Source organism: Bacillus sp. FSL R5-0585 (assembly GCF_038004545.1).
Classification (GTDB): domain Bacteria; phylum Bacillota; class Bacilli; order Bacillales; family Bacillaceae_G; genus Bacillus_A; species Bacillus_A cereus.
On record NZ_JBBORJ010000001.1, the window covers coordinates 974,692 to 1,000,954 of the forward strand.

Genomic DNA, 26,263 nt, shown 5'->3' on the forward strand with positions numbered 1-26,263 from the left:
GATAATTATTATCAATAATAATTATAAATAAAAAATAATTACAAAAAACAACTGAATATAAAGGATGAAATGAAACATGTTACATAAGTCTACTGTACATGCTGGTAATAACAGCTGGAAACATATTAAGTTCATATGTTTCATGAGCTTAACAATTTTATGTTTAATTGGATTTATATTTTTAGCCATTTCATTTGGTGCAAAAGATATTCATTTACAAACGGTGTGGACTGCGGTTTTGGATTACAATCCGAAACTAACACAGCACCAAATTATTTATGAATTAAGGCTCCCGAGAGTAATTGGTGCAGCAGTTGTAGGGGCAGCTTTTGCGGTTGCTGGTGCCGTTATGCAAGGTGTAACACGAAATCCTTTAGCTGATGCAGGTGTACTCGGAATAAATGCAGGTGCGATGTTTGTAGTAGCACTTAGTTTTGCTTTTTTCCCACATATGCCGTATTCCTATTTAATGATTGTTTCCTTTATTGGAGCTGTCTTAAGTACAGTACTTATTTTTGTTATTGGATCAGCAACATCAGGCGGGTTAACACCAATGAGGTTAACGATTGCTGGAGCGGTTATGGCAGCGCTTTTACATTCATTAAGTTCAGGTGTTGCGATTTATTATGATTTAAGCCAAGATTTAGCGTTTTGGTATGCTGGTGGTGTTGCAGGGGTTAAGTGGGAACACTTGAAATTTTTAGTCCCTATTATTCTTATAACGATTATTTTCGCGACAATGCTAGGGAGATCTATTTCACTCATATCAATGGGAGATGATGTTGCTACAAATTTAGGAGTGAAAACGAACCGAACGAGAATACTAGGGATGATTATAGTAGTTATTCTGGCAGGTGTTTCTGTTTCAGCTGTTGGTTCTATTGGATTTGTAGGACTAGTTATCCCGCACATTGCTAGAAAATTAGTTGGTGTTAATTATAGACTCATTATTCCTATGTCAGCATTATTAGGAGCTATGTTATTAGTTGTAGCTGATTTAGGAGCAAGAACAGTAAATCCTCCTAAGGAACTTGCGATAGGGATTATGGTAGCTCTTGTTGGAGTTCCGTTCTTCCTCTATATAGCACGTAAAGTTGGGAGGGAGTTATAAGTGAAGGATCTTTTTAATACGGATAAAAAGAGAGCTATTACTGTAACTACAATCTTCGGATGTATAAGTATCGCTGTCATTTTAATTAGTTTAAATACAGGGACACTGAGTATAGCGCCACTTAGAGTAATTGAAACACTTTTGGGTTATGGTGATTTTGAGAGTGCAACCGTGCTATATGATTATCGTATGCCAAGAATAATAATCACGATGTTAGCCGGTATTGGTCTGGGTATTTCCGGTGCGATTTTGCAAGGGTTATCACGTAATGCACTTGCAGATCCTGGTATTTTAGGGTTGCATTCAGGTGCATCTTTCGGTCTTATCGTATTTGTTACTCTCTTTCATTCTATTAATGAGAGTGCATCCACTTTAATACCGTTATTTACATTTGGCGGAGGAGTATTAGCTGCATTTCTTATTATTTTACTTGCGAGTGATCGGTCAAAAGGTTTACTTCCCATTAGACTTATTCTCGTTGGTATTGCAGTTTCAGCTGGCTTTAGTGCAATTTCGCTATTTTTCTCTCTCAAGTTAAATGATGAGACGTATACATTCGCCTCTAGATGGCTAGTTGGTAACGTGTGGGGAAGGGATTGGATTCATGTCCTTGCATTATTACCTTGGATTTTCATACTAACCCCTTATGCGTGGCTAAAATCTAAAACGTTAAATGCATTGTCACTAGGTGATAGTGTAGCAGCAGGACTTGGTGTTTCTGTTCAAAAAGAACGGTTATTACTTTTAGCTACAGCGGTTGGATTATCTTGCGCAAGTGTATCGATGGCAGGAGGAATTGGTTTTATCGGTTTAGTTGCTCCGCATATCGCAAGGAAGTTAGTAGGTACTACATATCAACACTTTCTTCCTTTAGCTGGCATTATCGGAATGATTATTTTAGTGCTAGCAGATACGATAGGTCGTTCTATATTTGAGCCAAACTCTATTCCAGCTGGTGTAGTAGTGGCAACTTTAGGAGCACCGTATTTTCTTTATTTACTTACAAAAACAAAATAAATACTTCAAAGAGGAGAACATATGAAAAAGAAACTTACTATTTTATTTAGCATCATGTGTATTTTAGTATTAGCAGCATGTGGTCAAACGAAAGCTAATGAAGAGGCAACGAAAAAAACGGAAAAAAGTAATGATCCAAAAATTGCTTCAATGTCTATTCATTTAACAAATGATTTACTTGCATTAGGAATTACACCAGTAGGTTCTGTTATTGGTGGAGATTTAAAAGATTTCTTACCGCACGCTAAAGAGAAGTTGAAAGATACGAAGAAGCTTGGTGTTGTAACAGATCCGAATATGGAAGCGTTACTTCAATTAAAGCCAACTGACATTTATGTTGATGAAAAATATGCTGGTAAAGATGTAGCGAAATACGAAAAAATTGCAAAAACACATTCTTTCAATTTAGATGAAGGTACGTGGAGAGAGCATTTAAAACAAGTTGGTAAACTTGTAAACCGTGAGAAAGAAGCAGATAAATATATTCAAGATTACGAAGAGCAATCAAAACGAGTAAAAGGTTTAATAGATAAAGAGCTAGGTAATAACGAAAAAGTAATGGCAATTCGCGTTACTGCAAAAGAATTGCGTGTATTTAGTACGAAAAGACCGATGGGACCGATTTTATTCCAAGACCTAGGGTTACAACCTGCAAATGGTGTAGAGAAAATTGATGGAAACCGTCCTTTCGAAGTCATTTCACAAGAAGTATTACCTGACTTTGATGCAGATGCGATTTTCGTTGTTGTAAATAGAGATGATAAAGCAAAAGCAGCATTTAAACAACTTCAAGAAACACCAATTTGGAAAGACTTAAAAGCAGTAAAAGGCAAGCACGTATACATTATCAATGATCAACCATGGCTTGACTATTCTGCTTTAGGAAACAAAATGGCAATGGATGAAGCAGAGAAAATGTTTACGAAATAATATAGTTTTGCTATTAGGAAAGGCCCTCAAAATTTGGAGGGCCTTTCTGTTATTGTTAGAATAAATAAAAAATTATACAATGAAGTTAATTCAATATGGAGGAGATGTGCCAATGTCAGTGCTTATTGTAAGTATCCCGTTTATGAAACAGTTTATGGAACAAGGGGATAAATAGGCTAAAATAAGTATCCCTGTTATTTAAAAGGGGGAGTTTGAAATGACAATGAATCTTTTTCGAAATAAAACGATTAAATTATCAGCTATGAGAGAAACAGATGCTGAAGTAATGGCAATGTGGCAAGAAGATAGTGAGTATTTAAGAAATGTTGATACAGATGTAGCATTCCCGCAATCTTTAAATGAAATAGCAAGTGATGGGTTATTAAAAGGACGGAGATCGAATAGTGTTTCTTTCATGGTAAGGACAGTTCAAGAAGATCGCTTAATTGGTTTTGTGGCGATTCATGGTATAGAGTGGAATAACAAAACAGGTTTATTAGCCATTGGTATAGGAGATGCGAATGATAGAGGAAAAGGATATGGGAAAGAAGCAATACATCTTATTCTAAAGTATGCTTTCTATGAATTGAATTTACACCGCATCGGTCTGGATGTGATTTCGTATAATAAACCTGCCATTGCATTGTATAAAAAGATGGGTTTTCAAATGGAAGGCTGTATGAGAGAAGCGGTTCAAAGAGATGGGAAGTGTTTTGACCGTATGATTATGGGGATATTGCGGGATGAATGGATAGAGCTACAAGGTTAGAAAGTACATTCGAAATTATATATGTAGTATGCAGGAGATATAATGGTAATTGGCGAAAATTTACAGTGTGTTGATTGAATTTATAAGGAGTCATGTAAAATGAATTTAGAAAAGGCAAAACCAGTAAATGAAGAGGTCGCCGAATTAAAAGAACTTATTAAAGAGTTACACGGAAGTGTGCACCAACTTCAAAGTGAAGTGCAGCAACTAAGGCACGAAAGACCAGTTGTTGAAGTGAGAAAAGGTGTTCAATTATCACCAACAATTGTCGGACAAATTGGTGGTATGATTTTAGGTGGTTTAGCAATTATCGGTATATTTTGGTGATGAAAAAAGGTTTGCAGCACGATGCTGCAAACCTTTTGTATTTGACGATATAATTTCATGCAATACAACCTTTACATTAAATAACGTAAATATATATAAGCATGTGATAACAAGAGTGCAACAATAGTTAATGGTAAACCGATTTTTAAGAAGTCCATATAAGAGAAGCCATGTCCTTCACGTTTTGCAATACCAGCAACGACTACGTTTGCAGATGCTCCGATTAGCGTTCCGTTTCCTCCTAAGCAAGCTCCAAGAGATAACGCCCACCATAGTACTTCGATTTGCGGAGAATCGACAGATAGTCCGAGTCCTGTAGCTAAGTCTTGAATAAGAGGGATCATCGTTGCGACAAATGGGATGTTGTCGATTGTTGCAGATGCGATGCCAGATACCCATAAAATAAGTATAGCTGCGAATCCGATGTCACCGTTTGTTACGTCGATTACTTCTCTTGCAAGTGAAGAGATAAGTCCGATATCAATTAACCCGCCAACGAGAACAAATAATCCGGCGAAGAAGAAAATGGTTACCCATTCAACGTGGGCAAATACATCTTCAATATCATGTTCTTTCACGCCGATTAACATAAGAAGTGTAGCGCCTGTCATCGCGATAACAGCAGCGTCTACATGAATAATCGAATGAAGTACGAAGCCTAAAATAGTGAGTCCTAAAATCGAAATAGATTTTAAAAGGAGGCTTTGATCTTTAATGTAATCTTTTTCGTTTAATGCCATTAGTTTTTCGATTTGTTCACGTGTTGTTTTTAGTTTGTTACGATACATGAAGTAAATAATGCCAAGTGTCACGATAGAAATAATAATTACGATTGGAGCTAAGTTAAGTAAAAAGGCGTTAAAGTCTAAATGCTTGTTTGCTGATCCAATCATAATATTAGGTGGATCACCGATTAATGTTGCTGTTCCGCCTATATTTGAAAACAGCACTTCTGAAATCAAATAAGGCACAGGATTTACTTTTAAAATACGTGTAATGGATAATGTAACAGGAACGATTAATAAAACAGTCGTTACATTGTCCAAAAATGCTGATCCGACAGCAGTTAATAGGGATAGTAATAATAAAATGCGAATCGGTTTTCCGTCAGCTGCTTTTGCCGCTTTAATGGCCACAAATTCAAAGACGCCTGATTGACTCGTAATATGTACGAGAATCATCATCCCAATTAAAAGGGTAATCGTTTCCCATTGAATATGTGATGTGAAAGCAGTATGTAAATCTACAACTCCAAAAATAATCATAATAGCAGCACCAAATAGTGCGATTACAGCACGATTCAATTTCTCAGAAATAATAAATCCGTACGTGATTAAAAATACGGCAATTGCAAAATAATATTGCCAATTTGCTACTTCATGTGCTGACTGTTCCAATCATGTCACCTTCTTTAAATTATGTATTCAATTGTCGAAATGTATCTCGCTGCAATAATACGGGATAAAATATATTGTAGCAAATTCAAAAAAGAAAGAAAACTATTTAACAAAGTGAAGGAAAAAATGTATTTTTTACATATCATATAAAAAATATAAAAAACACAGTGCAAATTATTAGGAAAAGTGAGCGTTGTCCTCTAATATAGAGATAGCAATTTACATTATTTTTGCGTAAAATGGTTTAAAGAGGTGAATTCCGATGGAAATAGTAAAAGATAGTTCTCTTATTCAAAATGAAATTGAACGTTTTGTAAATAAAGATGTATATATTCATTTAGAAACGACAAACGGAGCGTATGCATCACACATAAATGAAAAGATGATGACAGTTGGTGCTTTCATTCGAAATGCGATTATCCGTTTTGAACGCGGGAAGATAACTGGAACAAATCCATACCGAGTTGGTCTGAAAATGGATCACGGTTGGGTATATGCTGAAGGTATTACGCACTGGGAAGTAGACGATCAAGAGCGTTTATTATTAGCTGGACATGATAATTTAGGTCGTCTAGCAGTTGCACTTGAGTTAAGCTTAACACCATTTAAGTAAGAAGGAGGGAAACTTATGGAGAGACATGTACTTGTTGTATTTCCGCATCCAGATGATGAAGCATATGCTGCGGGAGGAACAATTCGCTTATTAACAGATCAAGGAGTACCTGTAACATATGCATGTGGTACTCTAGGACAAATGGGACGTAACATGGGTAAGAACGTATTCGCTAACCGTGAAACGATTCCACATATCCGTAAGAAAGAATTGAAAGATGCTTGTGAAGCGATGGGTATTAAAGATTTAAGAATGCTTGGCTTCCATGATAAAACGTTAGAATTTGAAGATGTTGATTTCGTTGCTGACAAAATTGAAGCAATCATTCAAGAAGTAAATCCATCTCGAATTATTACATTTTATCCAGAGCACGGTGTACATCCAGATCATAATGCATTTGGCCGCGCTGTCGTTCGCGCTGTATCACGTATGCCAAAAGAAGAGCGCCCAGTTATTCATGCTGTTGCGATTACGAAAAATCGTGAAGCAGTATTAGGAGAACCGGATGTTGTAAATAACATTAGTGAAGTATTTGATCATAAATTAACTGCATTAGGTGCGCACCGTTCACAAACAGAAGCAATGCTTGAAGACACGCATGCAAAAATAAAAAACAAAGATGCAGCAACATTAAAATGGCTGCAACTTGAACAATTTTGGACTTATAAATGGGAGTAGGCTAGAAGGATACCTTCTAGTTGCTCTTACATAGAAAAGCGCCGTCACTTGTGATGGCGCTTTTTTTATTGAAGACTATATATTTCTTAGGGGGCTTCAAAATTTTTAAATTAACGTGCAGTATAGCCTCCATCAACAAGAAGTGTTGTACCGTTAACAAAACTAGCATCATCACTTGCTAAAAATAAGACAGCTTTAGCGACTTCTTCTGGTGTTCCAAGTCTGCCTTGTGGATGAAGTGAAGCTAAATATTCTTTCTGTTCAGGATTAACACTACCAAGTAAAGGGGTGTCAATATAACCGGGGCACACCGCATTAATACGTATTCCATATTTAGCGTAGGCAGTACATAAATTTTGAGTTAATAGTTTCACACCACCTTTTGCAGAGGAGTATGCTGTTGGGGTAGGTAATGAAACAAAACTATGAATCGAACCAGCGTTAACGATGACACCACCTGTACCTTGTTTAAGGAATTGTTCAATCGAATATTTATTAGAAAGGAATACCCCAGACAAATTAATATCAATAGTTCTTTTCCATTTTTCATAGGATAATTCATTTGCCGGTGCATCATCAGCAACGCCGGCATTGGCATACATAATATCTAATTTACCGTATGTACTTACTGTCTCATGAATTAGCTGTTTAATATCTGCCTCTTTTGTTACATCAGTTTTAATAAATAACGTATTATATCCATGTGCATTCAATTCATCTGATAGTTCTTTTCCACGTTCAGAAAAGTCAGCAATAACTACTTTTGCACCTTCTTCGATAAAAAGACGAACAGTAGATTCGCCAATTCCACTTGCTCCACCAGTTATGATTGCTACTTTGTCTTTCAATTTCATATAAACCTCTCCATTCATCAATGAATTTAAGTCGAATTTTAAAATCTGGTTATATCACTATTAACCTTAAATAGTAAGTAGATAGAAGAAAAAGCTCGCGTTTACTTAATTGTGAGAGTGCTATTTTTTCTTTAGTGTACTTTTTGATACAGTTATGGACGAAAATATTAATTTGGTCAATCTTATCATTAGATTGAATATTTGGTAAAGAGCTCTCGAACAGAGCGAGTACGGATGCTGAAAAATTAAAATAAATATGAAGTATTATTTGTAGGGTAAGGAACAAGGGGGAGAGAAGCATAACGAAAACTACTACTCTATTTAAATAGGAAAAAACCTTGCAGGGGGCAAGGCTTTAAACAGGGTATTAAAAATTATTGATTTATTAAGAAGAACTTCTTCTTGTGAATAAACTAATTTTAGCATGATAACTCATATGTATGTGTTACGAATTTGTGAATAAAAACTCAATGATAAAAGTATGAGTGAAAGGAAATAATGTATTTGAAATATGTATTATTACAGAAAGTTTAGTTGAAATAGTGAGGAAAATAAAAAAGCGCAATGAGCAAAATAATTAAGAGACGAATTATATGAAAGATTAGTGGAACGCCTACTATTTAATTCTTTAGAACTGATTTTTAATAATGTATATAAGAAGCGTATATTTTGAATTATTTAATAGAATAATATATATTTATATTGATTTAGTGATTTTAGTTTGTTAAAAATGGGGAAATCGATATGAAGGTTAAATTTGCCGTAATAAAAGATGAGAGCTTTGATTGTAGTTTATTGGAAACAAAATTATTGAAAACTTTTAAAGAAGTAGATTGTGAAGCAGATATTGTAAAGGTTGAGGATGAAATTTTTGAAAACAATGATGTACAAACGCATTTATCAGAAATAACCATTCATGTTACTGGAAAAAATATCGGATATAGATCCGTTTCAGCCAGTATATTTATTGTTCTAGAGAGTTTATCAATACAGCTATTTCGTATTCATATTAGTATACTTTAAGCAGTTCAAAAATTGGCTTCTTCAGAAAATCATACTGATTATATGGAGTTGTAAATATGAAAACAATAGAAATTATCGTAGGTGCTCCCGAATGTTGGATTGCACCTTGTTTGTTGTTAAATAAACAAGGGGTTCCTTTTAAAATTTTAATGTATCTTAACGCTAATTTATAAATAGAAGAATGGAAACATGTGAGTAATTCAATTAGATTGTACAAAAAAATTTGGTACGCGAATGTACGCAATGTATTCACAGATAAGAGGGTTGTCTCATAATATATATAGATTTTTCTATTAAGATGAACAGAGGGTGTGAATATATGGAAGATGTTTATGCTAAAATTGATAGTCTCAAGGCAGAGCAAAAAGAAATGATGAGAGACATTCGAAATTTAGAAACGCGTACCACTATTAATGAGAAAGATATAGCAACAATCAATAAGCAATTAGAAAAAATAAGTACAAACACTACTTGGATTTTGCGAATTATTATTAGCACGATAATAATGTCAGTTTTAGGATTAATATTAAAAGGAATGATTTAGTCTTGTGAAATAGAACGATATAAAAGAAAGGGGGGAGCTCCCTCTTTCTTTTATGTAAATGAGAAGCTATAAATTTTCTGTTTCCTTTTCACCTGCATATTTTTCCTCTAAAGAAATTAATAGAGGAATGGATACGGTTACTAGAATGATTAAAGTAGTTATAAAAGATTTAGAAAGAGAAAAAGAACTTTCAATTAAAGGTGATAAAAACTTGACTGAAAGTATACTTGTTATGAAGGAAATTACTAAAAAGCTAAAAAGAGAGATATTTTTATTCTTTATAGATGTTTCTATAAAGTCTTTAACACAGGTTATTACAACAAATATAGTTAATATGATAAGAGAAACAAAATAATGTGTTAAATTCGTCATACTAATAGTAGGGTCGTCTATTATGTAGGCAAGTAACTTAGATACTAATATTCCTCCAAACAATAAAATAATAAAAGCAAGTAATCCTTCCAATATATAAGTGCTGAAATTGTCTTTCTTGTTAAAGAGTTTATAGTTTAGAGTAGATTGGGTTATTTGAATTAGGAATAGGCTAATAATCCATACATAATATACAATTGGTAATTCTCCTGAGAATAGAGAAATTAGAAAGTTTAATACTGTCCTTAAAATTTCAATCATTACGAAAGTCCTCCTACTTGTTCAGCTTTATGACATTAGGAATATATGAGTTTATCATTTTATAATCAGGCTCATTAATTCAAACTATTTCTAATTATTCCATAATAAGGTGGTTATATCAAGTCGTTATCTTCTATGGCATGTATTAGTTGTTCGTTAATATAAAAAGAACATTCGGAACGATAATACTAGAAAAATAAAAGTAATATGTAATATAATTGAAAAAGTATATTTAAAAATCGATGTTAATATTACCCTCCTATAAGTATTAACATACGTAATTGAGGTGTTTTCTTTGTTGTTTTATGACCGGATTTCTATAATGGCCCCTCCTGTTCCGTAGCTAAGGAAAGTCTTTTTATTTCTGAGATTTTCAAAGTTATAGGAGGGTATGAAAAATGAAAAAAGTCTCAGTACCATCACTTTTGTTAATGATTGTTCTTGTCGCATTTCCGCAAATTAGTGAAACGATTTACACACCGTCGTTACCTGACATTTCAAAGGCGTTACATGTAAGTAATAATGAGGTGCAGTTAACGCTTAGTGTGTATTTTGCTGGATTTGCTTTAGGTGTATTTTTTATTGGATGGCTATCAGATATAATTGGCCGTCGCCCAGCAATGTTATTTGGAATTGTCGTATATGGCACTGGGAGTTTCTTATGCTTTATTGCAAATTCCATTGAAGTTTTATTGGTAAGTCGTTTTATTCAAGCGTTTGGAGCAAGTGCAGGATCAGTTGTGACGCAAACGATTCTTCGTGAAAGTGTAGAAGGGGATAAGAGGCATGTTATGTTTGCTCAAATCTCGGCAGTCATTGCTTTTACACCAGCGATAGGACCGTTAATTGGTGGCTTTCTTGATCAAATGTTTGGATTTAAAATAGTATTTTTAAGTTTAGTAGTTATGAGTGTCGGAATTTTTCTGTATACATTTGTTTCTCTTCCCGAAACAAAGACAGACTCAGTAACGAATAAAATAAATGTGTTTTCAGTCTTAAAGAAGTTAATTACAAATCCGAAAGTAGTAACGTATGGGCTATTAATTGGAGGAGCAAATGGTGTTTTATTTAGCTATTATGCAGAAGCGCCGTTTATCTTTATTGAATACTTTCAATTATCGCCTAGTATGTATGGATTTCTAGGAATTGTTGTTGCTTCTGCTTCTATTGTTGGAGCGAAAGTTTCGAAACGTTTACTTGCTACTTATAAACCAGAGAAAATTATATATATCGGTTGTCTCGTAATGACAGGAGGAGCTATCCTTTTATCTGTTATTACGTTTGTGGGATCAAATCCGAATGTAATATATATGGTTGTATTTTTAATAGCGATGTTTATATTGCTATTAGGAATTGGAGTAGCGTTACCTAATTGTTTAAGTTTAGCGTTAGTAGATTTTCAAGATGTCATTGGTACAGCTGGAGCGTTGTTTAGCTTAGGATACTATGTAATTGTAACGATGACAATTTGGGGAATGAGTCAATTGCATACGGGCTCGTTACTGGTGATGCCATTTTATTTTCTAGTTATTGTAGTTATAATGGCAGTGTTTACTAGGGTATTTATCTTTGGTAAGCAAACTTCGAAATCGATTTAAATATGAAATTGTAAAAGAGTCTCATTGTTTAATGAGACTCTTTTATATTTTTGCTGGGATAAAGAAGTTAGTAGTTTATTAATATATTAAATTTCTCATTGGTATATAAATTGAATGTGTGGGAAATTACGTTATTAACTATAAAGGTTGAAGTATTTGAGATATGAAACTGAGGAAGAGATGCTCTCCTCGGTTATTTATATTGTAATAATATACATACCGGAATCATATTGAATATATGTATTTTATTGTTAATTTAGTTAAAAATTAATCAGACTTATGTATAATAATTTATTGAAAAAATAATTGAATTTTTCAGATTAATGAATTAATATAAGGTAAGTAATTTTAAGATTTATAGAATATTGGAAGATGAAAGGTTCTGAGAATTTTATTAGGAGCACAAAAAGATTTTAGGATAGCTTTAAAGCTAGTGTAAAATGACGTTTGCTTCATCATTTTCAGGGTCGAAAGGAATTAGGGGAAAGCATCTTGTGTTAAAATGCGGCTATGAATCATCTAAGAGGGGGAAGTGAAGTGGCAAACAAAGAATTGAAAAGAGGTTTAGAAGCACGTCATATTCAAATGATTGCTTTAGGCGGAACGATTGGTGTTGGTTTGTTTATGGGATCAGCCAGCACAATTAAATGGACAGGTCCGTCAGTAATGCTTGCTTATGCAATTGCAGGTATTTTCATCTTCTTCATCATGCGTGCCATGGGAGAAATGTTGTATATGGAGCCAAGTACAGGCTCATTTGCGACATTCGGTCATAAGTATATTCATCCACTAGCTGGTTATATGACAGCGTGGAGTAACTGGTTCCAGTGGGTTATCGTTGGGATGTCAGAAATTATCGCGGTTGGAGCGTATATGCAATATTGGTTCCCGGATTTACCAGCTTGGATACCAGGTATAATTGCAATGGTTATTCTTGGTGCAGCTAACTTAATTTCTGTGAAGTCATTTGGTGAATTTGAATTTTGGTTCGCGATGATTAAAATCGTTACGATTCTATTAATGATTATTGCAGGATTTGGCCTTATTTTCTTCGGAATTGGTAACGGCGGAGAAGCGATTGGCATATCTAATCTTTGGTCAAATGGCGGTTTCTTTACAGGTGGTTTCTCAGGATTCTTCTTTGCTTTATCACTTGTAGTTGGTGCATACCAAGGTGTGGAATTAATCGGTATTACTGCTGGTGAAGCGAAGGATCCAAAGAAGACACTTACAAGAGCGATTCAAAGTACAATTTGGCGTATTTTAATTTTCTACATCGGTGCTATTTTCGTTATTGTAACTGTGTATCCGTGGGATCAATTAAGTACAATTGGTAGTCCGTTCGTAGCAACTTTTGCGAAAGTTGGTATTACGGCAGCAGCTGGATTAATTAACTTCGTTGTTATTACAGCAGCAATGTCTGGTTGTAATAGTGGTATTTATAGTGCTGGTCGTATGCTTTATACGTTAGGTGTAAATGGACAAGCACCGAAATATTTCACGAAACTTTCTGGAAATGGTGTACCTTTATTCGGTACAGTTGGCGTAATTATCGGTCTGGCGGTTGGTGTTGTTTTAAGTTACATCGCACCGAAAAACTTATTCGTATATGTATATAGTGCGAGTGTACTTCCTGGAATGGTACCATGGTTTGTCATTTTAATTAGTCAAATTAATTTTAGAAAAGAAAAGGGAGCAGAGATGAAAGATCATCCGTTCAAAATGCCATTTGCTCCTATAACAAACTATGTAACAATTGCCTTTTTAATTATGGTATTAATCGGAATGTGGTTTAACGATGATACACGCATTTCATTAGTTGTAGGTATTATTTTCTTAGCTATCGTTACAATTAGTTTCTATGCTTTCGGAATAGGAAAGCGAGCTCCGTTAGACGTTCAAAATAATAAAGAGATTTCAAGTAAATAAAGAAGAGGCTGTTCATCTGGAACAGCCTTTTCTTATTGTTGTTATTTGTCGATAGATCGATATACCTTGTCGAATCGTTGATATAATTTGATTTATGATAGATATATTTGAAAAATCGTTGATATATTGTACGTTATGATAGATATATTCGAAAAATCGTTGGTATAATTTCACATACTATCTGTCGCTATCATGATTAAAATTTCTCTAATACGATTTTCCCAATGGTGTGCCCGCTTTCAAGTAGTGTATGTGCTTTCTTTAAGTTTTCAGCGTTAATCGGTGTTAATGTTTCATTTAAAGTAAGAATCCTTTACTTCTATATTATAGATGGTGAAATACTGCTATGTAAAAAAATACCCTCTTTTTTATGCAAGCTGTACTGATAGTCTAGAAGGAGTTTATTTCTAAAAAGAAGAATTTTTTACTGTATTACTTTATCCAAAACTAAATGTAAAGGTGGATACATAATGACAGTAAAGAAACTTTATTTCATCCCAGCAGGTCGTTGCATGTTGGATCATTCGTCTGTTAACAGTGCGTTAACACCGGGGAAACTATTAAACTTGCCGGTGTGGTGTTATCTTCTGGAGACGGAAGAAGGTCCTATTTTAGTAGACACAGGTATGCCAGAAAGTGCAGTTAATAATGAAGGGCTTTTTAACGGTACATTTGTTGAAGGACAGATTTTACCGAAAATGACTGAAGAAGATAGAATCGTGAATATATTAAAGCGTGTAGGGTATGAGCCAGACGACCTTTTATATATTATTAGCTCTCACTTACATTTTGATCATGCAGGAGGAAACGGTGCTTTTACAAATACACCGATTATTGTGCAGCGAACCGAATATGAGGCAGCACTTTATAGAGAAGAATATATGAAAGAATGTATATTACCGCATTTGAACTACAAAATTATTGAAGGGGATTATGAAGTGGTACCAGGTGTTCAAGTATTGTATACGCCAGGTCATTCTCCAGGCCATCAGTCGCTATTCATTGAGACGGAGCAATCCGGTTCAGTTTTATTAACAATTGATGCATCGTACACCAAAGAGAATTTTGAAGATGAAGTGCCGTTCGCAGGATTTGATCCAGAATTAGCTTTATCTTCAATCAAACGCTTAAAAGAAGTTGTGACAAAAGAGAAACCGATTGTTTTCTTTGGTCATGATATAGAGCAGGAAAAGGGTTGTAGAGTGTTCCCGGAGTATATATAGTGCAAAAAGTCATGAGTTCGCGTGCTCATGACTTTTTCGTTTAAATAATTTTTTTAAATAAATTATAAACTTTTTTTGAACTATCTTCGTTTAACTGATAGTACGTAAGGTTTACATCATCAGGAGTATCTTGCTGAGCAATCATCACTTCGCTGCTGTGATGATCAACTACCCATATGAAATATTTTTTATAAGTTCCATCCTCGAAAGTAATCCACATATCACAATCTATTAAGTCTGATCCTTCTTCATCTAATGTTAATTTACCTTTTTTTGCGGTATTCATACTGTTAATAAACGTTTTTAATTCATCTGTTTTTGTGAGAAAGATATCCTGTTTTGTTTTAATTGATTCTACATGTATATCTTTTATTTCCTGTTTTCCTAAAAAAACAGGGGGCTCATTTGGATCTCGCGAGCTTGAAATAATAGTAGCTTTCTTTTTCGGTTTATTTGCAGTATAGAGATCTTGAATAGATTTTCCCGAGTTTATAAACCATGCAATTCCAGAAATAATTAATACGCTACCTAGCAATAAAATAATTTTTTTAATAGGATTTTCTCCTCTCTATTACTTCGTGTGAAGAGCTTTTCTATTAATATATGATAGGTAAGCGTAAAGTATTATAGTTGAACTTGGTTATGCTTCACAGTTTTTATCGGGCGATCTATGAGTAAATTGTAAGTGAGCCCAATTAATACGAAAATGCCACCGATAACTTTACCAATTGAGAGTTCATTTGTCAGGAAGAAATCAATAATAGTCCCCGCAAATAATTGTCCGATAAAGATGAGTAATGTTAAATAAAAGGCTGATATTTTAGGAGTAATATAGTTGGATAATGAAATAACGATAACTCCTACTAATCCGCCTAAGTATACGGCGATAGGAATAGATTGCAACGTATGAATAGGGATATACAATGAATCTGAACTGAAAATTAAAAATAACATAGAGAAAAATAATCCAGTAATATAATTGAAAAACGTGCCTTCCCAGTTTCCAATTTCCTTTGCTAAATTCGCGTTAATAATTCTAGCAACAACGATAGAAACACCAGCTAAAATAGCGATCGTAATATATAACATTTTCTTGCCCCCATTAATAAATTGTCATGATTATAATTCCAGAAGAGATGAAACATAATCCAATTAGTTTTTTCTTTTCAAACTTTGCAACTTTCATTCCTAATAAGCCGAAATGATCAATAACGATGGAAGCAATAGATTGACCGAGTAAACTTAATGCGATCGTAATAGAAGCACCAAGGACGGAGAAACTTATATTGTTAAAAAGAACAGTGAATACTCCAATCGCTCCAGCGCTATATAAAAAAAGTGGAATACTTTTATCGAAACGAATTTTATTTTTGTTTATGATTAAAATGAAGATAACTGCAATTAAACCGACAAGGTGAATGACCACGCTTGCTGTGTACTTGCCAATTAACTCAGATAAAATCCCATTCAATGGAAGCATAACGGCGATGAGCACACCAATAAAGACAGAAAGAAAGTTATACAATGTAATATCCCCTTTGTATTTCATATTTGTAATGACTGTATCATGCTGAAATTGTGTATTGTTATGACATATGTCATAGTGGAAGAAGAAAATTTTGATTACAATGGGGATGAGTTGTAAAGGTGGGGAACTATGAAGAAAGTATGTAATTCTATTAAATTAGCAGAGTATATGAAGAAAAATAATATTGATTCATTTTTTAGTCATGATATGAAGCCATATATGGAACTTATATTTTTTAAAAAGAATGAGTTTATTTGTAGAGAAAATGAAGAGATAGATTATTTATATTTCTTTGTTGAAGGAAAAGCGAAAGCGTTTAACACATTAAGTAACGGGAAATCCGTATTACTGTGTTTTTATGATAGTTTGCAGTTACTTGGAGATGTGGAGTTAATTCATTCCCAAAGGATTACTTCAAATGTACAAGTGATGGCAGATTCGTATTGTGTGGGTTTACCTTTAGGAAAGGTGAGAAATAAGCTATTTCATGATGCGAAATTTTTAAGATGTATTTGCGGATCATTGGCACATAAATTAAACCGACTTTCCAAAAACAGTACAATTAATTTATTGTATCCGCTTGAAAATAGACTTGCGAGTTACATGTTAGCAGCAGGAGAACGAGCAGTTCAGCATGAAAATAGAATTGTGTTTAGTGGGAATTTAACGGAAATAGCGGAGTTGTTAGGAACGAGTTATCGGCATTTATTACGTACTTTGAATCTCTTTTGTGATAAAAATATAATCAAGAAAAACAATGGTTGTTTTGAAGTAGTGAATGTAGAAGTTTTGAGGGAATTGGCTGCAGATGTTTATAAATAATATATTAAAGTAGGGATTAAGATGAAAATAGCTATAATTTCAGATATCCACGGAAATAGTCACGCTTTAAAATCGGTATTAAAAGATATTACACGTCGCAAGGTCGAAATGATAATAAATCTAGGAGATAGTGTGTATGGGCCGTTAGAGCCTTTAGAGACAATTGAAATATTAATGAGTAGCGAGATGATACATATTAAAGGCAATTGTGATCGCATGCTTTGGGAACCTATACAAGAGCAATCTGCTACACTAACTTTTGTTCAAAATCAATTAACAAATTATCATATAGGTTGGTTAAAACAACATCCTTCACAATTTATTGTAGACGATATGTTATGTTGTCACGGTACGCCAACTTCAGATGAAGTGTATTTGTTAGAAGAGATGAATGAGAATGGTGCAATATTAAAGAATGAAAAAAATATAATGGATCAACTCCAAAATATAGAACAAAAAATAATAGTATGTGGTCATACACATATTCCTAGAGTTGTTTATTTAGCGAACGGAAAGATCATTATAAATCCAGGAAGTGTAGGACTTCCAGCATACAAAGATGAGTTACCTGTTATGCATAAAATGGAATCAGGAACTCCGCATGCAAAATATGTAGTGATAGAAAAGGTTTTGGGAGAATGGACAATTGAACAAATTTCAGTTCCTTATAATTGGGAAGAAGCTGCTGGATTGGCTGTTCAACAAGAAAGATATGACTGGGCACAGGCGCTAAAGACTGGGAAGATAGAATGAAGGGGAGTTTACTTTATGGTAAACTGCTCTTTTTTATTTTGAGTAGATATTGAATCATATAAAAAGAAAATGTTATGATTATGGAAACGTATGAATATATGAACAAGTATTCATATGTTTAAGAAGAGGAGGGATTAGAATGAAAGATCTAATTATTATTGGGGCGGGTCAAGCTGGATTAACAATGGGATATTACTTGAAGCAAGAAGGGAATAATTTTTTATTACTTGAGGCAGGAAAACGAGTTGGTGATTCATGGAGAAATCGATATGATTCTTTGCAGCTTTTTACCTCAAGGTCTTACAGTAGCTTGCCGGGTATGACGTTAATAGGTGAAAAAAATGAATTTCCATATAAAGATGAAATTGCAACTTATTTAGAAGAATATGCAAGACATTTTCAATTACCGGTACAATTACAAACGGAAGTTTTAAAGATAAAGAAAGAAAAAGAAATATTTGAATTACACACTCCTACAGAAATTTTACAAACGAAAAAAGTTATTATCGCATCAGGTGGTTTTCAGCAACCGTTTATTCCCTCAGTTTCAGCAAATCTATCATCACATATTTTTCAAATACATTCATCACAATATAAATCACCATCACAAATTCCTAAGGGAAAAGTACTAGTAGTAGGTGGTGGGAATTCAGGAATGCAAATTGGAGTAGAACTGGCAAAGACTCATGAAGTTACGGTGTCTATTAGTCATCCTTTAACGTTTTTACCGTTACAACTTTTTGGAAAAAGTATTTTTAATCTGCTAGAAAAAGTGGGTTTATTGTACGCTGAAATAAATACAAAGAGGGGAAGATGGTTTCAGAAGAGAAAGGACCCTATTTTCGGTTTTGAAGGTAAGAAACTTATTCGTAATGGAGCAATTAAACTGCAAGAAAAAGTAGTAAGTGCATCAGGAAATAACATCATGTTTCAGAATGGTGATACTTATAGTGCAGAAAGCATTATATGGTCAACTGGTTTTATTCAAAATTATAATTGGATTGAAATTGAACAGGCAGTGAATGAGAATGGATTTCCTAATCATATAAAGGGAATCAGTCCAGTAAAAGGATTGTATTATATCGGTTTACCATGGCAATCTCAAAGGGGTTCCGCACTTATTTGTGGTGTAGGAAAGGATGCAGCGTATGTACTTTCTGAAATCAAAAAAATAGATCAGTAGTGATAACTACTGATCATCCATATGTACATGAATTAGGAGAGGTCAAACATTTATTAACTTTATTATAATAGATTTTCACGGAATTAAAAACTGAAAATTCGAATTAAATGTTGAGAAAGTTTTTTGTATCGAAATATATGAAAGAATAGGGATTTTTATTAAAACAGAAAAAGATATTTCTATTTTAGTAAATTATGATATAGTCTAAATAAGCGTGTTTTTCCATAAATGTAATTATTTTCATTGTAGTTTTGTTTATATGAGGGAAGGAGAAGTAATTATGAAGTTTGATGATCAACGCTTACTAGGGGTCCGATTAGGTTCTGTACTTGTGACAGAGGAAAATCAATATTTAGTAATTAAGAAAAAAGATCATTATGCACTGTTAAATATACATAATTTAGAATGCACTCATGTTGAAGTGCAGTTAGAACATTTGGAAGAAATGTTGCGGGAAGATTTCCAAGAAAGTATAACGGAGATTATCGCACCAGAACATATAAAAATTGTTGCGAAAAATGTTATATAGGTAAAGAAGCTGGAAGGAACAGCTTCTTTATTTTCATTATAAGGGTAACGTTTTTACAACTTCACCAATGATCCCTTCCATTTGATGAACACCTAAATCGGAATTGGTCATAATAACAGCACCATTCCCGCAGTATGGATAACAAACCATCATACATTGAAATCCAACGCCCCATCCGAGTGAATAAACCTGTAATTCTTCATTAGAATCATCTAGAAAAACACCTAATCCAGTCCATTTTGAGCAACCTTGAGGAGAAATCATGTCTATTACTAATTTTTGAGAAAGTTTTAGTTTACCCTTTCCTTGTAAGGAATGAATGATTTCAATAACTAAAGCTGATAAGTCAGTTGGTGTTGTCCAAATACCTGAAGCAGCTGCGAATGGATAAAATGGATACTTCTCATTTGTTACAGTTCTATCTTTATTATGTCCGCAAGCAAAAACATCGGTTTTATCTATGTCTTTTGGAGGGAAAAGTGTACTATTTTTCATTTGTAGTGGCTGGAAGATGTGTTCTTCTAATAACTGACTAAATGATCTTCCTGTAATATCTTCAAGTAGTAGTTCAATAATACAAAAGTTTGCATCGGAGTAGTGAAATTCGTTTTCTGGTTTATAAGTTATTTCTATCGGTACTGGGCAATAGGATGTTTTACCGGCAAGGAGTTCAGACATGTTTGGTCGCCCATGTGCAAATGTATAATGTCCAAAACTATTAGGAGGATCAATAATTCCAGATTGGTGACTTAATAAATTTCGTAGGGTGACTTTTTTCTGTGAGGTAAATAGGTTGGTAGGTATGTTCCAAGATGTGAGTCTATCATTTATGTCTTCATCTAAATGTATGATTTCTTGATCTGATAACGTTAGTACTAGCATTGTAGTGATGAATTTGCTGATAGAACAAGAATTAAAGAGAGAATTTGTAGTAACAGCTCTAGTTGTTCTAGCTTCAAGTGTTCCAAAGGCAGTCGCTTCATCTAGTTTGCCATTACATATAACAGCGAGGCTTAAACCTGCAACGGAATATTGGTTCATTTTCTCGTATATATTGCTACTTTTTAAGTTCATGGTGACTCCTTTCTTTAAAGACAGAATATTATTTTTATTATACAGTAGTAAAAAAAGAAAACACTTCGTCATTCACCAATGAAGTGTTTTCTTTTTTAGTTAGTTTGAAGTGAACTTTTGAAAAAATTTGTCTCGGTATATGTACATAACCCATGAGATTGTTATTAAAGAAATAATGATTTGTTTGTTTTTAATTGGTGCATTGAGAACAAGCCAACCAACTATATCAAATAATAAATGTAGCACGATTGAAAGAACTACAAATTGAAGTAACGTATTTAAAAATCTTTTCATAAAGTGTCCCCCTAAAATAATAGGTTTTATTAACAGTTTGATATAGTGGTATTATACAGTAAATGTGTCCTGTGGTAAAATTTACATAAGTTAGTGAAATAAAACAAATGGAAGTTAGTAAGGGGAACATTCATGGAATTCTGGATGGTTATACTGATAGTAGCTGTTGGTTTCATTTATATCGCTGAAAAATTAACTACAATTGAAAAGAAAAATGATGCGCGTTTAAAGAGAATTGAAGATAGATTACAATTAATTACGAAAGAAATGGGAATTATAGAAAGAGAACCTGAAATTAATAAAGAACTACGCCAGCTTGTAGAAGAAGGCAAAAAAATTACAGCAGTTAAGAGAGTAAGAGAAGCTTTTGGTTTTTCCTTACTAGAAGCGAAGCAATATGTTGATAAATTATAAAAAAGATCATCCATTTGGGTGATCTTTTTCACTGCACCATGCGTGTATTTACATAAGCGGCGATAATAAAGTGTCCAATTATAATGTTAGGAATAACGATTGTGACATTAGGAGTAGTGAAGACACTACCGATTGTGGCAATGACACCAGCAATTAAATTATAAAGACCAACTATTTTTGATAACTTCACTTTATCAGGCACACGGCGTTCGTTGAATCCTGATAAGAGCCAAGTGTATTGTTTTACTCCAATGAAATAAGCTAGTGCAAATGAAAGGATTGCCACTATGAATAATGATGGGGAAGCGAAGAGAGTCATTGCAAACACCTCCGTTAATGGGCTATAAATAAATTATAGTCCGAATGTTATAATTTAACAAAATATAATTTTGGTTTTAAGTGTAATAGAAAAATGGAGTATTGGTAATGAGGGGAGATTAAGTATGAATATTGTGGAGTTTCAGAGGTATGTATCAAATTTCAGTAAAGAAAAAGGATTTCAAGATACAACAATTGAAGAGCGTACGATATATATGATGGCGGAATTAGGTGAATTAGCGGAAGTCATATTAAAGCGTGATACAATACAAGATGCGAAAAGAGAAAGCGGTTTAGAAATGTTTGATGTAATTTGGAATGTATGTGATTTAGCAAATAAATTAAATGTTGATTTAGAGAAGGCGTTTGAAGAAAAAATGGAAATTAATAAAAAGCGTGAATGGTAAGTAGAATTTTAATTTGTAAAGATAGGTGATATGAATGAAAAAGAAGCTTATTATAGGAGGAATCTTTACTTTAATTAGTGTAATAAGTGTTGTCGTTTACTTAGTTTTTCAAGGCATATTCATTCCGAATCAAATAAGTGCTGAAAAGTATGAAATAAAAGGTGTAGATGTCGCATCGTATCAAGGGGATATAGATTGGAGAGAGTTGGAAAAGCAAAATATGAAGTTTGCGTTTATAAAGGCTACTGAAGGAAGCTCGTTTGTAGATAAGTACTTTTCAAAAAATTGGACGAATGCGAATAAGACAGATATGCGCATCGGAGCGTACCATTTTTTTAGTTTCGATAGTAAGGGTGAAACACAAGCAGAGCAATTTATACGAACTGTTCCAAAATATAAACAAGCACTGCCACCCGTAATTGATGTTGAGTTTTACGCTAACAAAAAAGATAATCCGCCTAAGCGTGAAGATGTTACGAAAGAGTTGTCGGTCATGATTGAAATGCTAGAAAAACATTACGGTAAGAAAGTAATATTGTATGCAACGCAAGAGGTGTATGATTTATATATAAAGGATGCGTATCCCAAATGTGATATATGGATTCGTAGTGTTCTTACAAAACCGAGTTTATCTGATGAGAGAAAATGGACGTTTTGGCAATACACGAACCGCGGGAAACTAAATGGTTATAATGGGAAAGAAAAGTATATTGATTTGAATGTATTTTATGGGAATGAGGAAGATTTTGAGAATTATGGAATGAAAGATTAAGTTTTAAAGCGTACAAAATTTTGTACGCTTTTTTGTTAATTACATAAAAATATGCAAATAAAGATGGAACAAACATTTGAGATAAATTGTCTAATATAGGTAATAACTATTTAGCTTGAAAGAAAGGGTTGATAACATGAAAAAGAATACGTTGTTAAAAGTAGGATTATGTGTAGGTTTACTAGGAACAATTCAATTTGTTAGCACAATTTCTTCTGTACAAGCATCACAAAAGGTAGAGAAAACAGTAATAAAAAATGAGACGGGAACCATTTCAATATCTCAGTTAAACAAGAATGTATGGGTTCATACGGAGTTAGGTTCTTTTAATGGAGAAGCAGTTCCTTCGAACGGTCTAGTTCTTAATACTTCTAAAGGGTTAGTACTTGTGGATTCTTCTTGGGATGACAAATTAACGAAGGAACTAATAGAAATGGTAGAAAAGAAATTTCAGAAGCGCGTAACGGATGTCATTATTACACATGCGCACGCTGATCGAATTGGCGGAATAACAGCGTTGAAAGAAAGAGGCATTAAAGCGCATAGTACAGCATTAACCGCAGAACTAGCAAAGAAAAATGGATATGAAGAACCGCTTGGAGATTTACAAACCGTTACAAATTTGAAGTTTGGAAATATGAAAGTAGAAACATTTTATCCAGGGAAAGGGCATACAGAAGATAATATTGTCGTATGGTTACCGCAATACAATATTTTAGTTGGAGGCTGTTTAGTGAAATCTACGTCCGCGAAAGATTTAGGAAACGTTGCGGATGCTTATGTAAATGAATGGTCTACATCGATTGAGAATGTGCTGAAGCGATATAGAAATATAAATGCAGTAGTGCCTGGTCATGGGGAAGTAGGGAACAAAGGATTACTTTTACATACATTGGATTTATTAAAATAAGAAATTGTAGAAATACAAAAGAGAGGAGAAATAATTTTCTCCTCTCTTTCTTCTAACTATATTTAAATGCTGAATCTGTTGATTACGTCAGCATATATTACTGAGATTTTAATTCCAAGTATACAAATACTAGTACTGTCATAATTGCTATAACAACATAAGTAGCATCAAGCATTATAAGTGTTTTTAAAGTTTCAGTCATCGTAATTCACCCCTGTTATAAAAATATAACATGATCTTTTTATTGATTAGATAAGAGATCATAAAGATAAAATGTATATGAAATTTCTTAAGTAGCTTCTATATAAATATATCATATAAATAATGTAAGTAATGTTAAGATAATGTAAATGTATTGTAAATAAAAAGGTTTACAGTAAAGACTTTAATAAAAAATGATAGTTCCTTAAAATGACAAATACGCTCTTCTTTCTATTGAATGATAGAAAGAAGAGCGTATTTTTATATCTATTTCATATGTGATGAATTGCAACTATTTGTACATGGGATTCAAAAAAATTTTTTGTTGTATATATTTCTCCAAATTAATTAGCTATTTAAAAGTATCGAAAGATGTGTGTACACTAATGCATATTTTTTAGTGTCAATAAAAATATTATGTCAACAATATGAACTGTCACAAATCTTTATATATTATTGTGATTGATATCACATCACTTTTTTTCAATGGGTATTATGCTTAAGGTGTAATGAATGATTGGGAGAGGGTGGGATCATATGTTTTGTTATCAATGTGAACAAACGCCAATAGGCGGATGTAAAGTAATGGGTGTTTGTGGTAAGAATGAAACGATTGCGAGTTTACAAGATACGATTGTGTTTGGGCTAAAAGGAATTGCAGCTTATCGCACACATGCCGCTCAGCTAGGGTATACGGATGCATTTGTAGATGCAACAACACAAGAAGCTTTATATATGACATTAACAAATTCTAACTTTAACGAACAAGAGCATATTGATATGGCTATGAAAGTGGGGAAATCTGCTTTACGGGTGATGGAATTATTAGATGAGGCACATACGAATCATTTTGGTGTGCCAGAGCCTGTACAAATTACACAAAATCGTGTAGAAGGTAAAGCAATTGTAGTTACGGGTCATAATTTATTTGCACTAGAAGAACTATTAAAGCAAACAGAAGGAAAAGACATTAATATTTATACACATTCTGAAATGCTACCAGCACACGGATATCCGCAGCTGAAAAAATATAAACATTTAAAAGGAAACATCGGCAAGGCATGGTATGATCAAAGACGCCTTTTTGAAAAATTTACTGGTGCCATATTAGCTACAACGAACTGTGTTATGCCAATTAAAGGATCGTACTCTGATCGATTCTTTTCATATGACATTGCAGGTTTAGAAGGTGTACAAAAAATTGAAAATGATGATTTTACACCATTGATTCAAAAAGCACTAGAACTTTCAGAAGTACATATGGAGTCGGATGAACAGTTAGTAACAGGGTTTCATCATAATACAGTATTATCATTAGCTCCGGAAATTATTAATGCAGTAAAAGAGGGGAAGATAAAGCGTTTCTTTGTTATTGCCGGTTGTGATGCACCGGGAAAAGGTGGAGAATATTATCGTGAATTAGCAACGTCACTTCCGCCAGAAACAGTTATTTTAACAACTTCTTGCGGGAAATTCCGCTTTAATGATGTGGATTACGGTGTTGTACCTGGTACCGAGATTCCGCGCTACATCGACTTAGGACAATGTAATAATTCCATTTCTACAGTGAAAATAGCAGCTGCATTAGCTGATGCTTTTCAATGTGAAGTGAACGAATTGCCAGTTAGTATTGTCCTATCATGGTTTGAACAAAAAGCGGTTGCGATTTTACTTGGGCTATTTAGTCTTGGAATTCAAGATATTCGCATCGGTCCAAAGGCGCCTGAATTTATTTCACCTGGCGTGCTTGATGTATTACAAGAAACATTTGGTTTAAAACTAATTACAAATGCAGCAGAAGACATGGCTATGATGTTATCGTAACGGAAAAGATGTTTTCACTTAATTGTGGCTTTATAAATCATTTGTATGTGTGTGAGTAAACGCACATACAAATGATTATTAATAAAGAAAATCGCTATATCTATAAAATTTATAGAGCTTTTAAAGTATAACACCACATGCCCATCACCTTAAGATTTTAAGTATCCCCAAAACGAAATTTCTACATGAATATCTATAATTTTACCTCTTTTTCATTTGATTTGAAAATAAGCTTTCTATTTTTAAAAACCAACGATACCACCTCAAATTATATGAATAAAATCCATTCATTTATTAGGAAAATGGATTGAAAATAATAAGGTAGACTAAAAAGTAAAATATTATTTATGATAATCATTCTTTTATAAAATTTAAATTGGAAATAGCCCTACTCATTTTGATTGCGCATTTTCAAAATGGAGGGGCTTTTTTTACTGTAAAATCAATAACTGCAGCTTATTTTTGTTGAAAAAATTCTCATTCTTATTTTGAAAGTGATATGGGTACATATACATGCCCATCAACCTTTTATTATAAAGTGGCCCTTGAATATATTGTTTTTTATTAACAGACATAAAAATGATTTAT

The 26,263-nt window shown here is 33.5% G+C and carries 30 protein-coding genes and 1 pseudogene; 21 read left to right on the forward strand and 10 right to left on the reverse strand.

Translation table 11 applies throughout. The annotated features are described in order from the left end of the window. Nucleotides 1-76: 76 nt before the first annotated feature. The 5 genes from MKY38_RS05050 to MKY38_RS05070 all read left to right on the forward strand — a co-directional run bounded on the left by MKY38_RS05050 (nt 77) and on the right by MKY38_RS05070 (nt 4,154). Nucleotides 77-1,111: a FecCD family ABC transporter permease gene (locus tag MKY38_RS05050; protein WP_070180377.1), complete on the forward strand. Its 1,035-nt coding sequence runs from the start codon at nt 77-79 to the stop codon at nt 1,109-1,111. Further along, nucleotides 1,112-2,128 carry a FecCD family ABC transporter permease gene (locus MKY38_RS05055; protein ID WP_070180376.1) on the forward strand — a complete coding sequence of 339 codons (1,017 nt, stop codon included), beginning with the start codon at nt 1,112-1,114 and terminating at the stop codon, nt 2,126-2,128. It abuts the gene before it with no gap. 21 nt (nt 2,129-2,149) lie between these two features. Further along, nucleotides 2,150-3,058, forward strand: a complete 909-nt coding sequence (locus MKY38_RS05060) for an iron-hydroxamate ABC transporter substrate-binding protein (RefSeq protein WP_070180375.1) — start codon at nt 2,150-2,152, stop codon at nt 3,056-3,058. A gap of 217 nt (nt 3,059-3,275) precedes the next feature. Beyond that, nucleotides 3,276-3,827: a GNAT family N-acetyltransferase gene (locus MKY38_RS05065; protein WP_065224179.1), complete on the forward strand. Its 552-nt coding sequence runs from the start codon at nt 3,276-3,278 to the stop codon at nt 3,825-3,827. A 99-nt stretch (nt 3,828-3,926) separates the two neighbouring features. After that, on the forward strand, nt 3,927-4,154 hold the full coding sequence (locus MKY38_RS05070) for a hypothetical protein (protein WP_001047304.1): 228 nt from the start codon (nt 3,927-3,929) through the stop codon (nt 4,152-4,154). 71 nt (nt 4,155-4,225) lie between these two features. On the opposite strand, the gene MKY38_RS05075 is transcribed toward MKY38_RS05070, so the two are convergent. Further along, nucleotides 4,226-5,551: an ArsB/NhaD family transporter gene (locus MKY38_RS05075; RefSeq protein WP_065224180.1), complete on the reverse strand. Its 1,326-nt coding sequence runs from the start codon at nt 5,549-5,551 to the stop codon at nt 4,226-4,228. Nucleotides 5,552-5,813: 262 nt separating this feature from the next. Between MKY38_RS05075 and MKY38_RS05080 the strand changes: the two genes are divergently transcribed. Next, nucleotides 5,814-6,164, forward strand: a complete 351-nt coding sequence (locus tag MKY38_RS05080) for a YojF family protein (protein ID WP_000407045.1) — start codon at nt 5,814-5,816, stop codon at nt 6,162-6,164. Nucleotides 6,165-6,179: 15 nt separating this feature from the next. Continuing rightward, nucleotides 6,180-6,842 carry a bacillithiol biosynthesis deacetylase BshB2 gene (gene bshB2 / locus MKY38_RS05085; RefSeq protein WP_000439483.1) on the forward strand — a complete coding sequence of 221 codons (663 nt, stop codon included), beginning with the start codon at nt 6,180-6,182 and terminating at the stop codon, nt 6,840-6,842. Nucleotides 6,843-6,952: 110 nt separating this feature from the next. Here the strand turns inward: bshB2 and MKY38_RS05090 are convergent, their stop codons facing one another. Next, nucleotides 6,953-7,696, reverse strand: a complete 744-nt coding sequence (locus MKY38_RS05090) for an SDR family NAD(P)-dependent oxidoreductase (protein ID WP_000768020.1) — start codon at nt 7,694-7,696, stop codon at nt 6,953-6,955. A gap of 744 nt (nt 7,697-8,440) precedes the next feature. On the opposite strand from MKY38_RS05090, the gene MKY38_RS05095 reads away from it, so the two are divergent. Beyond that, nucleotides 8,441-8,719, forward strand: coding sequence for a hypothetical protein (locus MKY38_RS05095; protein ID WP_000865018.1), 279 nt, complete (start codon nt 8,441-8,443; stop codon nt 8,717-8,719). A gap of 319 nt (nt 8,720-9,038) precedes the next feature. Next, complete coding sequence (locus MKY38_RS05100) at nt 9,039-9,263, forward strand: hemolysin XhlA family protein (protein ID WP_000390471.1); 225 nt, start codon at nt 9,039-9,041, stop codon at nt 9,261-9,263. Nucleotides 9,264-9,329: 66 nt separating this feature from the next. Here MKY38_RS05100 and MKY38_RS05105 read toward each other — a convergent pair whose 3' ends face one another. Further along, nucleotides 9,330-9,896: a DUF5823 family protein gene (locus MKY38_RS05105; RefSeq protein ID WP_070180374.1), complete on the reverse strand. Its 567-nt coding sequence runs from the start codon at nt 9,894-9,896 to the stop codon at nt 9,330-9,332. A gap of 398 nt (nt 9,897-10,294) precedes the next feature. On the opposite strand from MKY38_RS05105, the gene MKY38_RS05110 reads away from it, so the two are divergent. Both MKY38_RS05110 and MKY38_RS05115 read left to right on the forward strand, forming a co-directional pair. Beyond that, nucleotides 10,295-11,494 (forward strand): multidrug effflux MFS transporter, encoded by a 1,200-nt coding sequence (locus MKY38_RS05110; RefSeq protein ID WP_065224182.1) that lies wholly within the window; start codon nt 10,295-10,297, stop codon nt 11,492-11,494. A 537-nt stretch (nt 11,495-12,031) separates the two neighbouring features. Continuing rightward, nucleotides 12,032-13,423, forward strand: coding sequence for an amino acid permease (locus MKY38_RS05115; RefSeq protein WP_065224183.1), 1,392 nt, complete (start codon nt 12,032-12,034; stop codon nt 13,421-13,423). Nucleotides 13,424-13,619: 196 nt separating this feature from the next. On the opposite strand, the pseudogene MKY38_RS05120 reads toward MKY38_RS05115, so the two are convergent. Continuing rightward, a pseudogene (locus MKY38_RS05120) lies at nt 13,620-13,727 on the reverse strand (zinc-binding alcohol dehydrogenase family protein); the annotation flags it as partial. Between the two features lie 166 nt (nt 13,728-13,893). Between MKY38_RS05120 and aiiA the strand changes: the two are divergent. Then, nucleotides 13,894-14,646 carry a quorum-quenching N-acyl homoserine lactonase AiiA gene (gene aiiA, locus MKY38_RS05125; protein ID WP_065224184.1) on the forward strand — a complete coding sequence of 251 codons (753 nt, stop codon included), beginning with the start codon at nt 13,894-13,896 and terminating at the stop codon, nt 14,644-14,646. Between the two features lie 40 nt (nt 14,647-14,686). Here the strand turns inward: aiiA and MKY38_RS05130 are convergent, their stop codons facing one another. From MKY38_RS05130 to MKY38_RS05140, 3 genes are all read right to left on the reverse strand, one after another. Continuing rightward, a complete protein-coding gene (locus MKY38_RS05130) occupies nt 14,687-15,181 on the reverse strand; it encodes a hypothetical protein (protein ID WP_000901701.1) in 495 nt (164 codons plus the stop codon). Between the two features lie 89 nt (nt 15,182-15,270). After that, nucleotides 15,271-15,735, reverse strand: coding sequence for a DMT family transporter (locus tag MKY38_RS05135; RefSeq protein ID WP_000965812.1), 465 nt, complete (start codon nt 15,733-15,735; stop codon nt 15,271-15,273). Nucleotides 15,736-15,748: 13 nt separating this feature from the next. Continuing rightward, nucleotides 15,749-16,195 (reverse strand): DMT family transporter, encoded by a 447-nt coding sequence (locus tag MKY38_RS05140; RefSeq protein WP_002039063.1) that lies wholly within the window; start codon nt 16,193-16,195, stop codon nt 15,749-15,751. Between the two features lie 108 nt (nt 16,196-16,303). On the opposite strand from MKY38_RS05140, the gene yeiL reads away from it, so the two are divergent. From yeiL to MKY38_RS05160, 4 genes are all read left to right on the forward strand, one after another. Further along, nucleotides 16,304-16,996 (forward strand): transcriptional regulator YeiL, encoded by a 693-nt coding sequence (gene yeiL, locus MKY38_RS05145; RefSeq protein WP_000754829.1) that lies wholly within the window; start codon nt 16,304-16,306, stop codon nt 16,994-16,996. 21 nt (nt 16,997-17,017) lie between these two features. Further along, nucleotides 17,018-17,749: a metallophosphoesterase family protein gene (locus MKY38_RS05150; RefSeq protein WP_000684254.1), complete on the forward strand. Its 732-nt coding sequence runs from the start codon at nt 17,018-17,020 to the stop codon at nt 17,747-17,749. Between the two features lie 139 nt (nt 17,750-17,888). Continuing rightward, the gene (locus MKY38_RS05155; protein ID WP_341048276.1) at nt 17,889-18,932 is read left to right on the forward strand and encodes a flavin-containing monooxygenase; all 1,044 of its coding nucleotides are present in this window, start codon (nt 17,889-17,891) and stop codon (nt 18,930-18,932) included. A 280-nt stretch (nt 18,933-19,212) separates the two neighbouring features. Beyond that, on the forward strand, nt 19,213-19,461 hold the full coding sequence (locus MKY38_RS05160) for a hypothetical protein (RefSeq protein ID WP_000666948.1): 249 nt from the start codon (nt 19,213-19,215) through the stop codon (nt 19,459-19,461). A 36-nt stretch (nt 19,462-19,497) separates the two neighbouring features. Here the strand turns inward: MKY38_RS05160 and MKY38_RS05165 are convergent, their stop codons facing one another. Together MKY38_RS05165 and MKY38_RS05170 are read right to left on the reverse strand one after the other, a co-directional pair. After that, nucleotides 19,498-20,535 (reverse strand): serine hydrolase domain-containing protein, encoded by a 1,038-nt coding sequence (locus MKY38_RS05165; protein ID WP_341048277.1) that lies wholly within the window; start codon nt 20,533-20,535, stop codon nt 19,498-19,500. A gap of 99 nt (nt 20,536-20,634) precedes the next feature. Beyond that, the gene (locus tag MKY38_RS05170) at nt 20,635-20,829 is read right to left on the reverse strand and encodes a hypothetical protein (protein ID WP_025708838.1); all 195 of its coding nucleotides are present in this window, start codon (nt 20,827-20,829) and stop codon (nt 20,635-20,637) included. 132 nt (nt 20,830-20,961) lie between these two features. On the opposite strand from MKY38_RS05170, the gene MKY38_RS05175 reads away from it, so the two are divergent. Continuing rightward, a complete protein-coding gene (locus MKY38_RS05175) occupies nt 20,962-21,243 on the forward strand; it encodes a hypothetical protein (protein ID WP_000397724.1) in 282 nt (93 codons plus the stop codon). Nucleotides 21,244-21,271: 28 nt separating this feature from the next. Here the strand turns inward: MKY38_RS05175 and MKY38_RS05180 are convergent, their stop codons facing one another. Beyond that, nucleotides 21,272-21,562 carry a DUF3784 domain-containing protein gene (locus MKY38_RS05180; protein WP_044306816.1) on the reverse strand — a complete coding sequence of 97 codons (291 nt, stop codon included), beginning with the start codon at nt 21,560-21,562 and terminating at the stop codon, nt 21,272-21,274. Between the two features lie 124 nt (nt 21,563-21,686). On the opposite strand from MKY38_RS05180, the gene MKY38_RS05185 reads away from it, so the two are divergent. The 4 genes from MKY38_RS05185 (at nt 21,687) to hcp (ending at nt 25,675) form a co-directional block, all read left to right on the forward strand. Then, nucleotides 21,687-21,968 (forward strand): MazG nucleotide pyrophosphohydrolase domain-containing protein, encoded by a 282-nt coding sequence (locus MKY38_RS05185; RefSeq protein WP_044306817.1) that lies wholly within the window; start codon nt 21,687-21,689, stop codon nt 21,966-21,968. Nucleotides 21,969-22,002: 34 nt separating this feature from the next. After that, nucleotides 22,003-22,740 carry a glycoside hydrolase family 25 protein gene (locus MKY38_RS05190; RefSeq protein WP_065224187.1) on the forward strand — a complete coding sequence of 246 codons (738 nt, stop codon included), beginning with the start codon at nt 22,003-22,005 and terminating at the stop codon, nt 22,738-22,740. Nucleotides 22,741-22,876: 136 nt separating this feature from the next. Further along, nucleotides 22,877-23,650, forward strand: coding sequence for a BcII family subclass B1 metallo-beta-lactamase (gene bla2 / locus MKY38_RS05195; RefSeq protein WP_025708834.1), 774 nt, complete (start codon nt 22,877-22,879; stop codon nt 23,648-23,650). A 738-nt stretch (nt 23,651-24,388) separates the two neighbouring features. Further along, the gene (gene hcp / locus MKY38_RS05200) at nt 24,389-25,675 is read left to right on the forward strand and encodes a hydroxylamine reductase (protein ID WP_065224306.1); all 1,287 of its coding nucleotides are present in this window, start codon (nt 24,389-24,391) and stop codon (nt 25,673-25,675) included. Nucleotides 25,676-26,263 lie beyond the last annotated feature (588 nt).

Bases quoted from the DNA above. Each gene is read 5' to 3' on its own strand.
- MKY38_RS05100 (WP_000390471.1), top strand. From the start codon at position 9,039: ATGGAAGATGTTTATGCTAAAATTGATAGTCTCAAGGCAGAGCAAAAA.
- MKY38_RS05110 (WP_065224182.1), top strand. From the start codon at position 10,295: ATGAAAAAAGTCTCAGTACCATCACTTTTGTTAATGATTGTTCTTGTC.
- MKY38_RS05150 (WP_000684254.1), top strand. From the start codon at position 17,018: ATGAAAATAGCTATAATTTCAGATATCCACGGAAATAGTCACGCTTTA.
- MKY38_RS05090 (WP_000768020.1), bottom strand. From the start codon at position 7,696: ATGAAATTGAAAGACAAAGTAGCAATCATAACTGGTGGAGCAAGTGGA.
- MKY38_RS05060 (WP_070180375.1), top strand. From the start codon at position 2,150: ATGAAAAAGAAACTTACTATTTTATTTAGCATCATGTGTATTTTAGTA.
- MKY38_RS05160 (WP_000666948.1), top strand. From the start codon at position 19,213: ATGAAGTTTGATGATCAACGCTTACTAGGGGTCCGATTAGGTTCTGTA.
- MKY38_RS05155 (WP_341048276.1), top strand. From the start codon at position 17,889: ATGAAAGATCTAATTATTATTGGGGCGGGTCAAGCTGGATTAACAATG.
- MKY38_RS05180 (WP_044306816.1), bottom strand. From the start codon at position 21,562: ATGACTCTCTTCGCTTCCCCATCATTATTCATAGTGGCAATCCTTTCA.
- MKY38_RS05190 (WP_065224187.1), top strand. From the start codon at position 22,003: ATGAAAAAGAAGCTTATTATAGGAGGAATCTTTACTTTAATTAGTGTA.
- yeiL (WP_000754829.1), top strand. From the start codon at position 16,304: ATGAAGAAAGTATGTAATTCTATTAAATTAGCAGAGTATATGAAGAAA.
- MKY38_RS05185 (WP_044306817.1), top strand. From the start codon at position 21,687: ATGAATATTGTGGAGTTTCAGAGGTATGTATCAAATTTCAGTAAAGAA.
- bla2 (WP_025708834.1), top strand. From the start codon at position 22,877: ATGAAAAAGAATACGTTGTTAAAAGTAGGATTATGTGTAGGTTTACTA.
- MKY38_RS05175 (WP_000397724.1), top strand. From the start codon at position 20,962: ATGGAATTCTGGATGGTTATACTGATAGTAGCTGTTGGTTTCATTTAT.
- MKY38_RS05140 (WP_002039063.1), bottom strand. From the start codon at position 16,195: ATGAAATACAAAGGGGATATTACATTGTATAACTTTCTTTCTGTCTTT.
- hcp (WP_065224306.1), top strand. From the start codon at position 24,389: ATGTTTTGTTATCAATGTGAACAAACGCCAATAGGCGGATGTAAAGTA.
- MKY38_RS05070 (WP_001047304.1), top strand. From the start codon at position 3,927: ATGAATTTAGAAAAGGCAAAACCAGTAAATGAAGAGGTCGCCGAATTA.
- MKY38_RS05170 (WP_025708838.1), bottom strand. From the start codon at position 20,829: ATGAAAAGATTTTTAAATACGTTACTTCAATTTGTAGTTCTTTCAATC.
- MKY38_RS05135 (WP_000965812.1), bottom strand. From the start codon at position 15,735: ATGTTATATATTACGATCGCTATTTTAGCTGGTGTTTCTATCGTTGTT.
- aiiA (WP_065224184.1), top strand. From the start codon at position 13,894: ATGACAGTAAAGAAACTTTATTTCATCCCAGCAGGTCGTTGCATGTTG.
- MKY38_RS05050 (WP_070180377.1), top strand. From the start codon at position 77: ATGTTACATAAGTCTACTGTACATGCTGGTAATAACAGCTGGAAACAT.
- MKY38_RS05105 (WP_070180374.1), bottom strand. From the start codon at position 9,896: ATGATTGAAATTTTAAGGACAGTATTAAACTTTCTAATTTCTCTATTC.
- MKY38_RS05095 (WP_000865018.1), top strand. From the start codon at position 8,441: ATGAAGGTTAAATTTGCCGTAATAAAAGATGAGAGCTTTGATTGTAGT.
- MKY38_RS05065 (WP_065224179.1), top strand. From the start codon at position 3,276: ATGACAATGAATCTTTTTCGAAATAAAACGATTAAATTATCAGCTATG.
- MKY38_RS05080 (WP_000407045.1), top strand. From the start codon at position 5,814: ATGGAAATAGTAAAAGATAGTTCTCTTATTCAAAATGAAATTGAACGT.
- MKY38_RS05165 (WP_341048277.1), bottom strand. From the start codon at position 20,535: ATGAACTTAAAAAGTAGCAATATATACGAGAAAATGAACCAATATTCC.
- bshB2 (WP_000439483.1), top strand. From the start codon at position 6,180: ATGGAGAGACATGTACTTGTTGTATTTCCGCATCCAGATGATGAAGCA.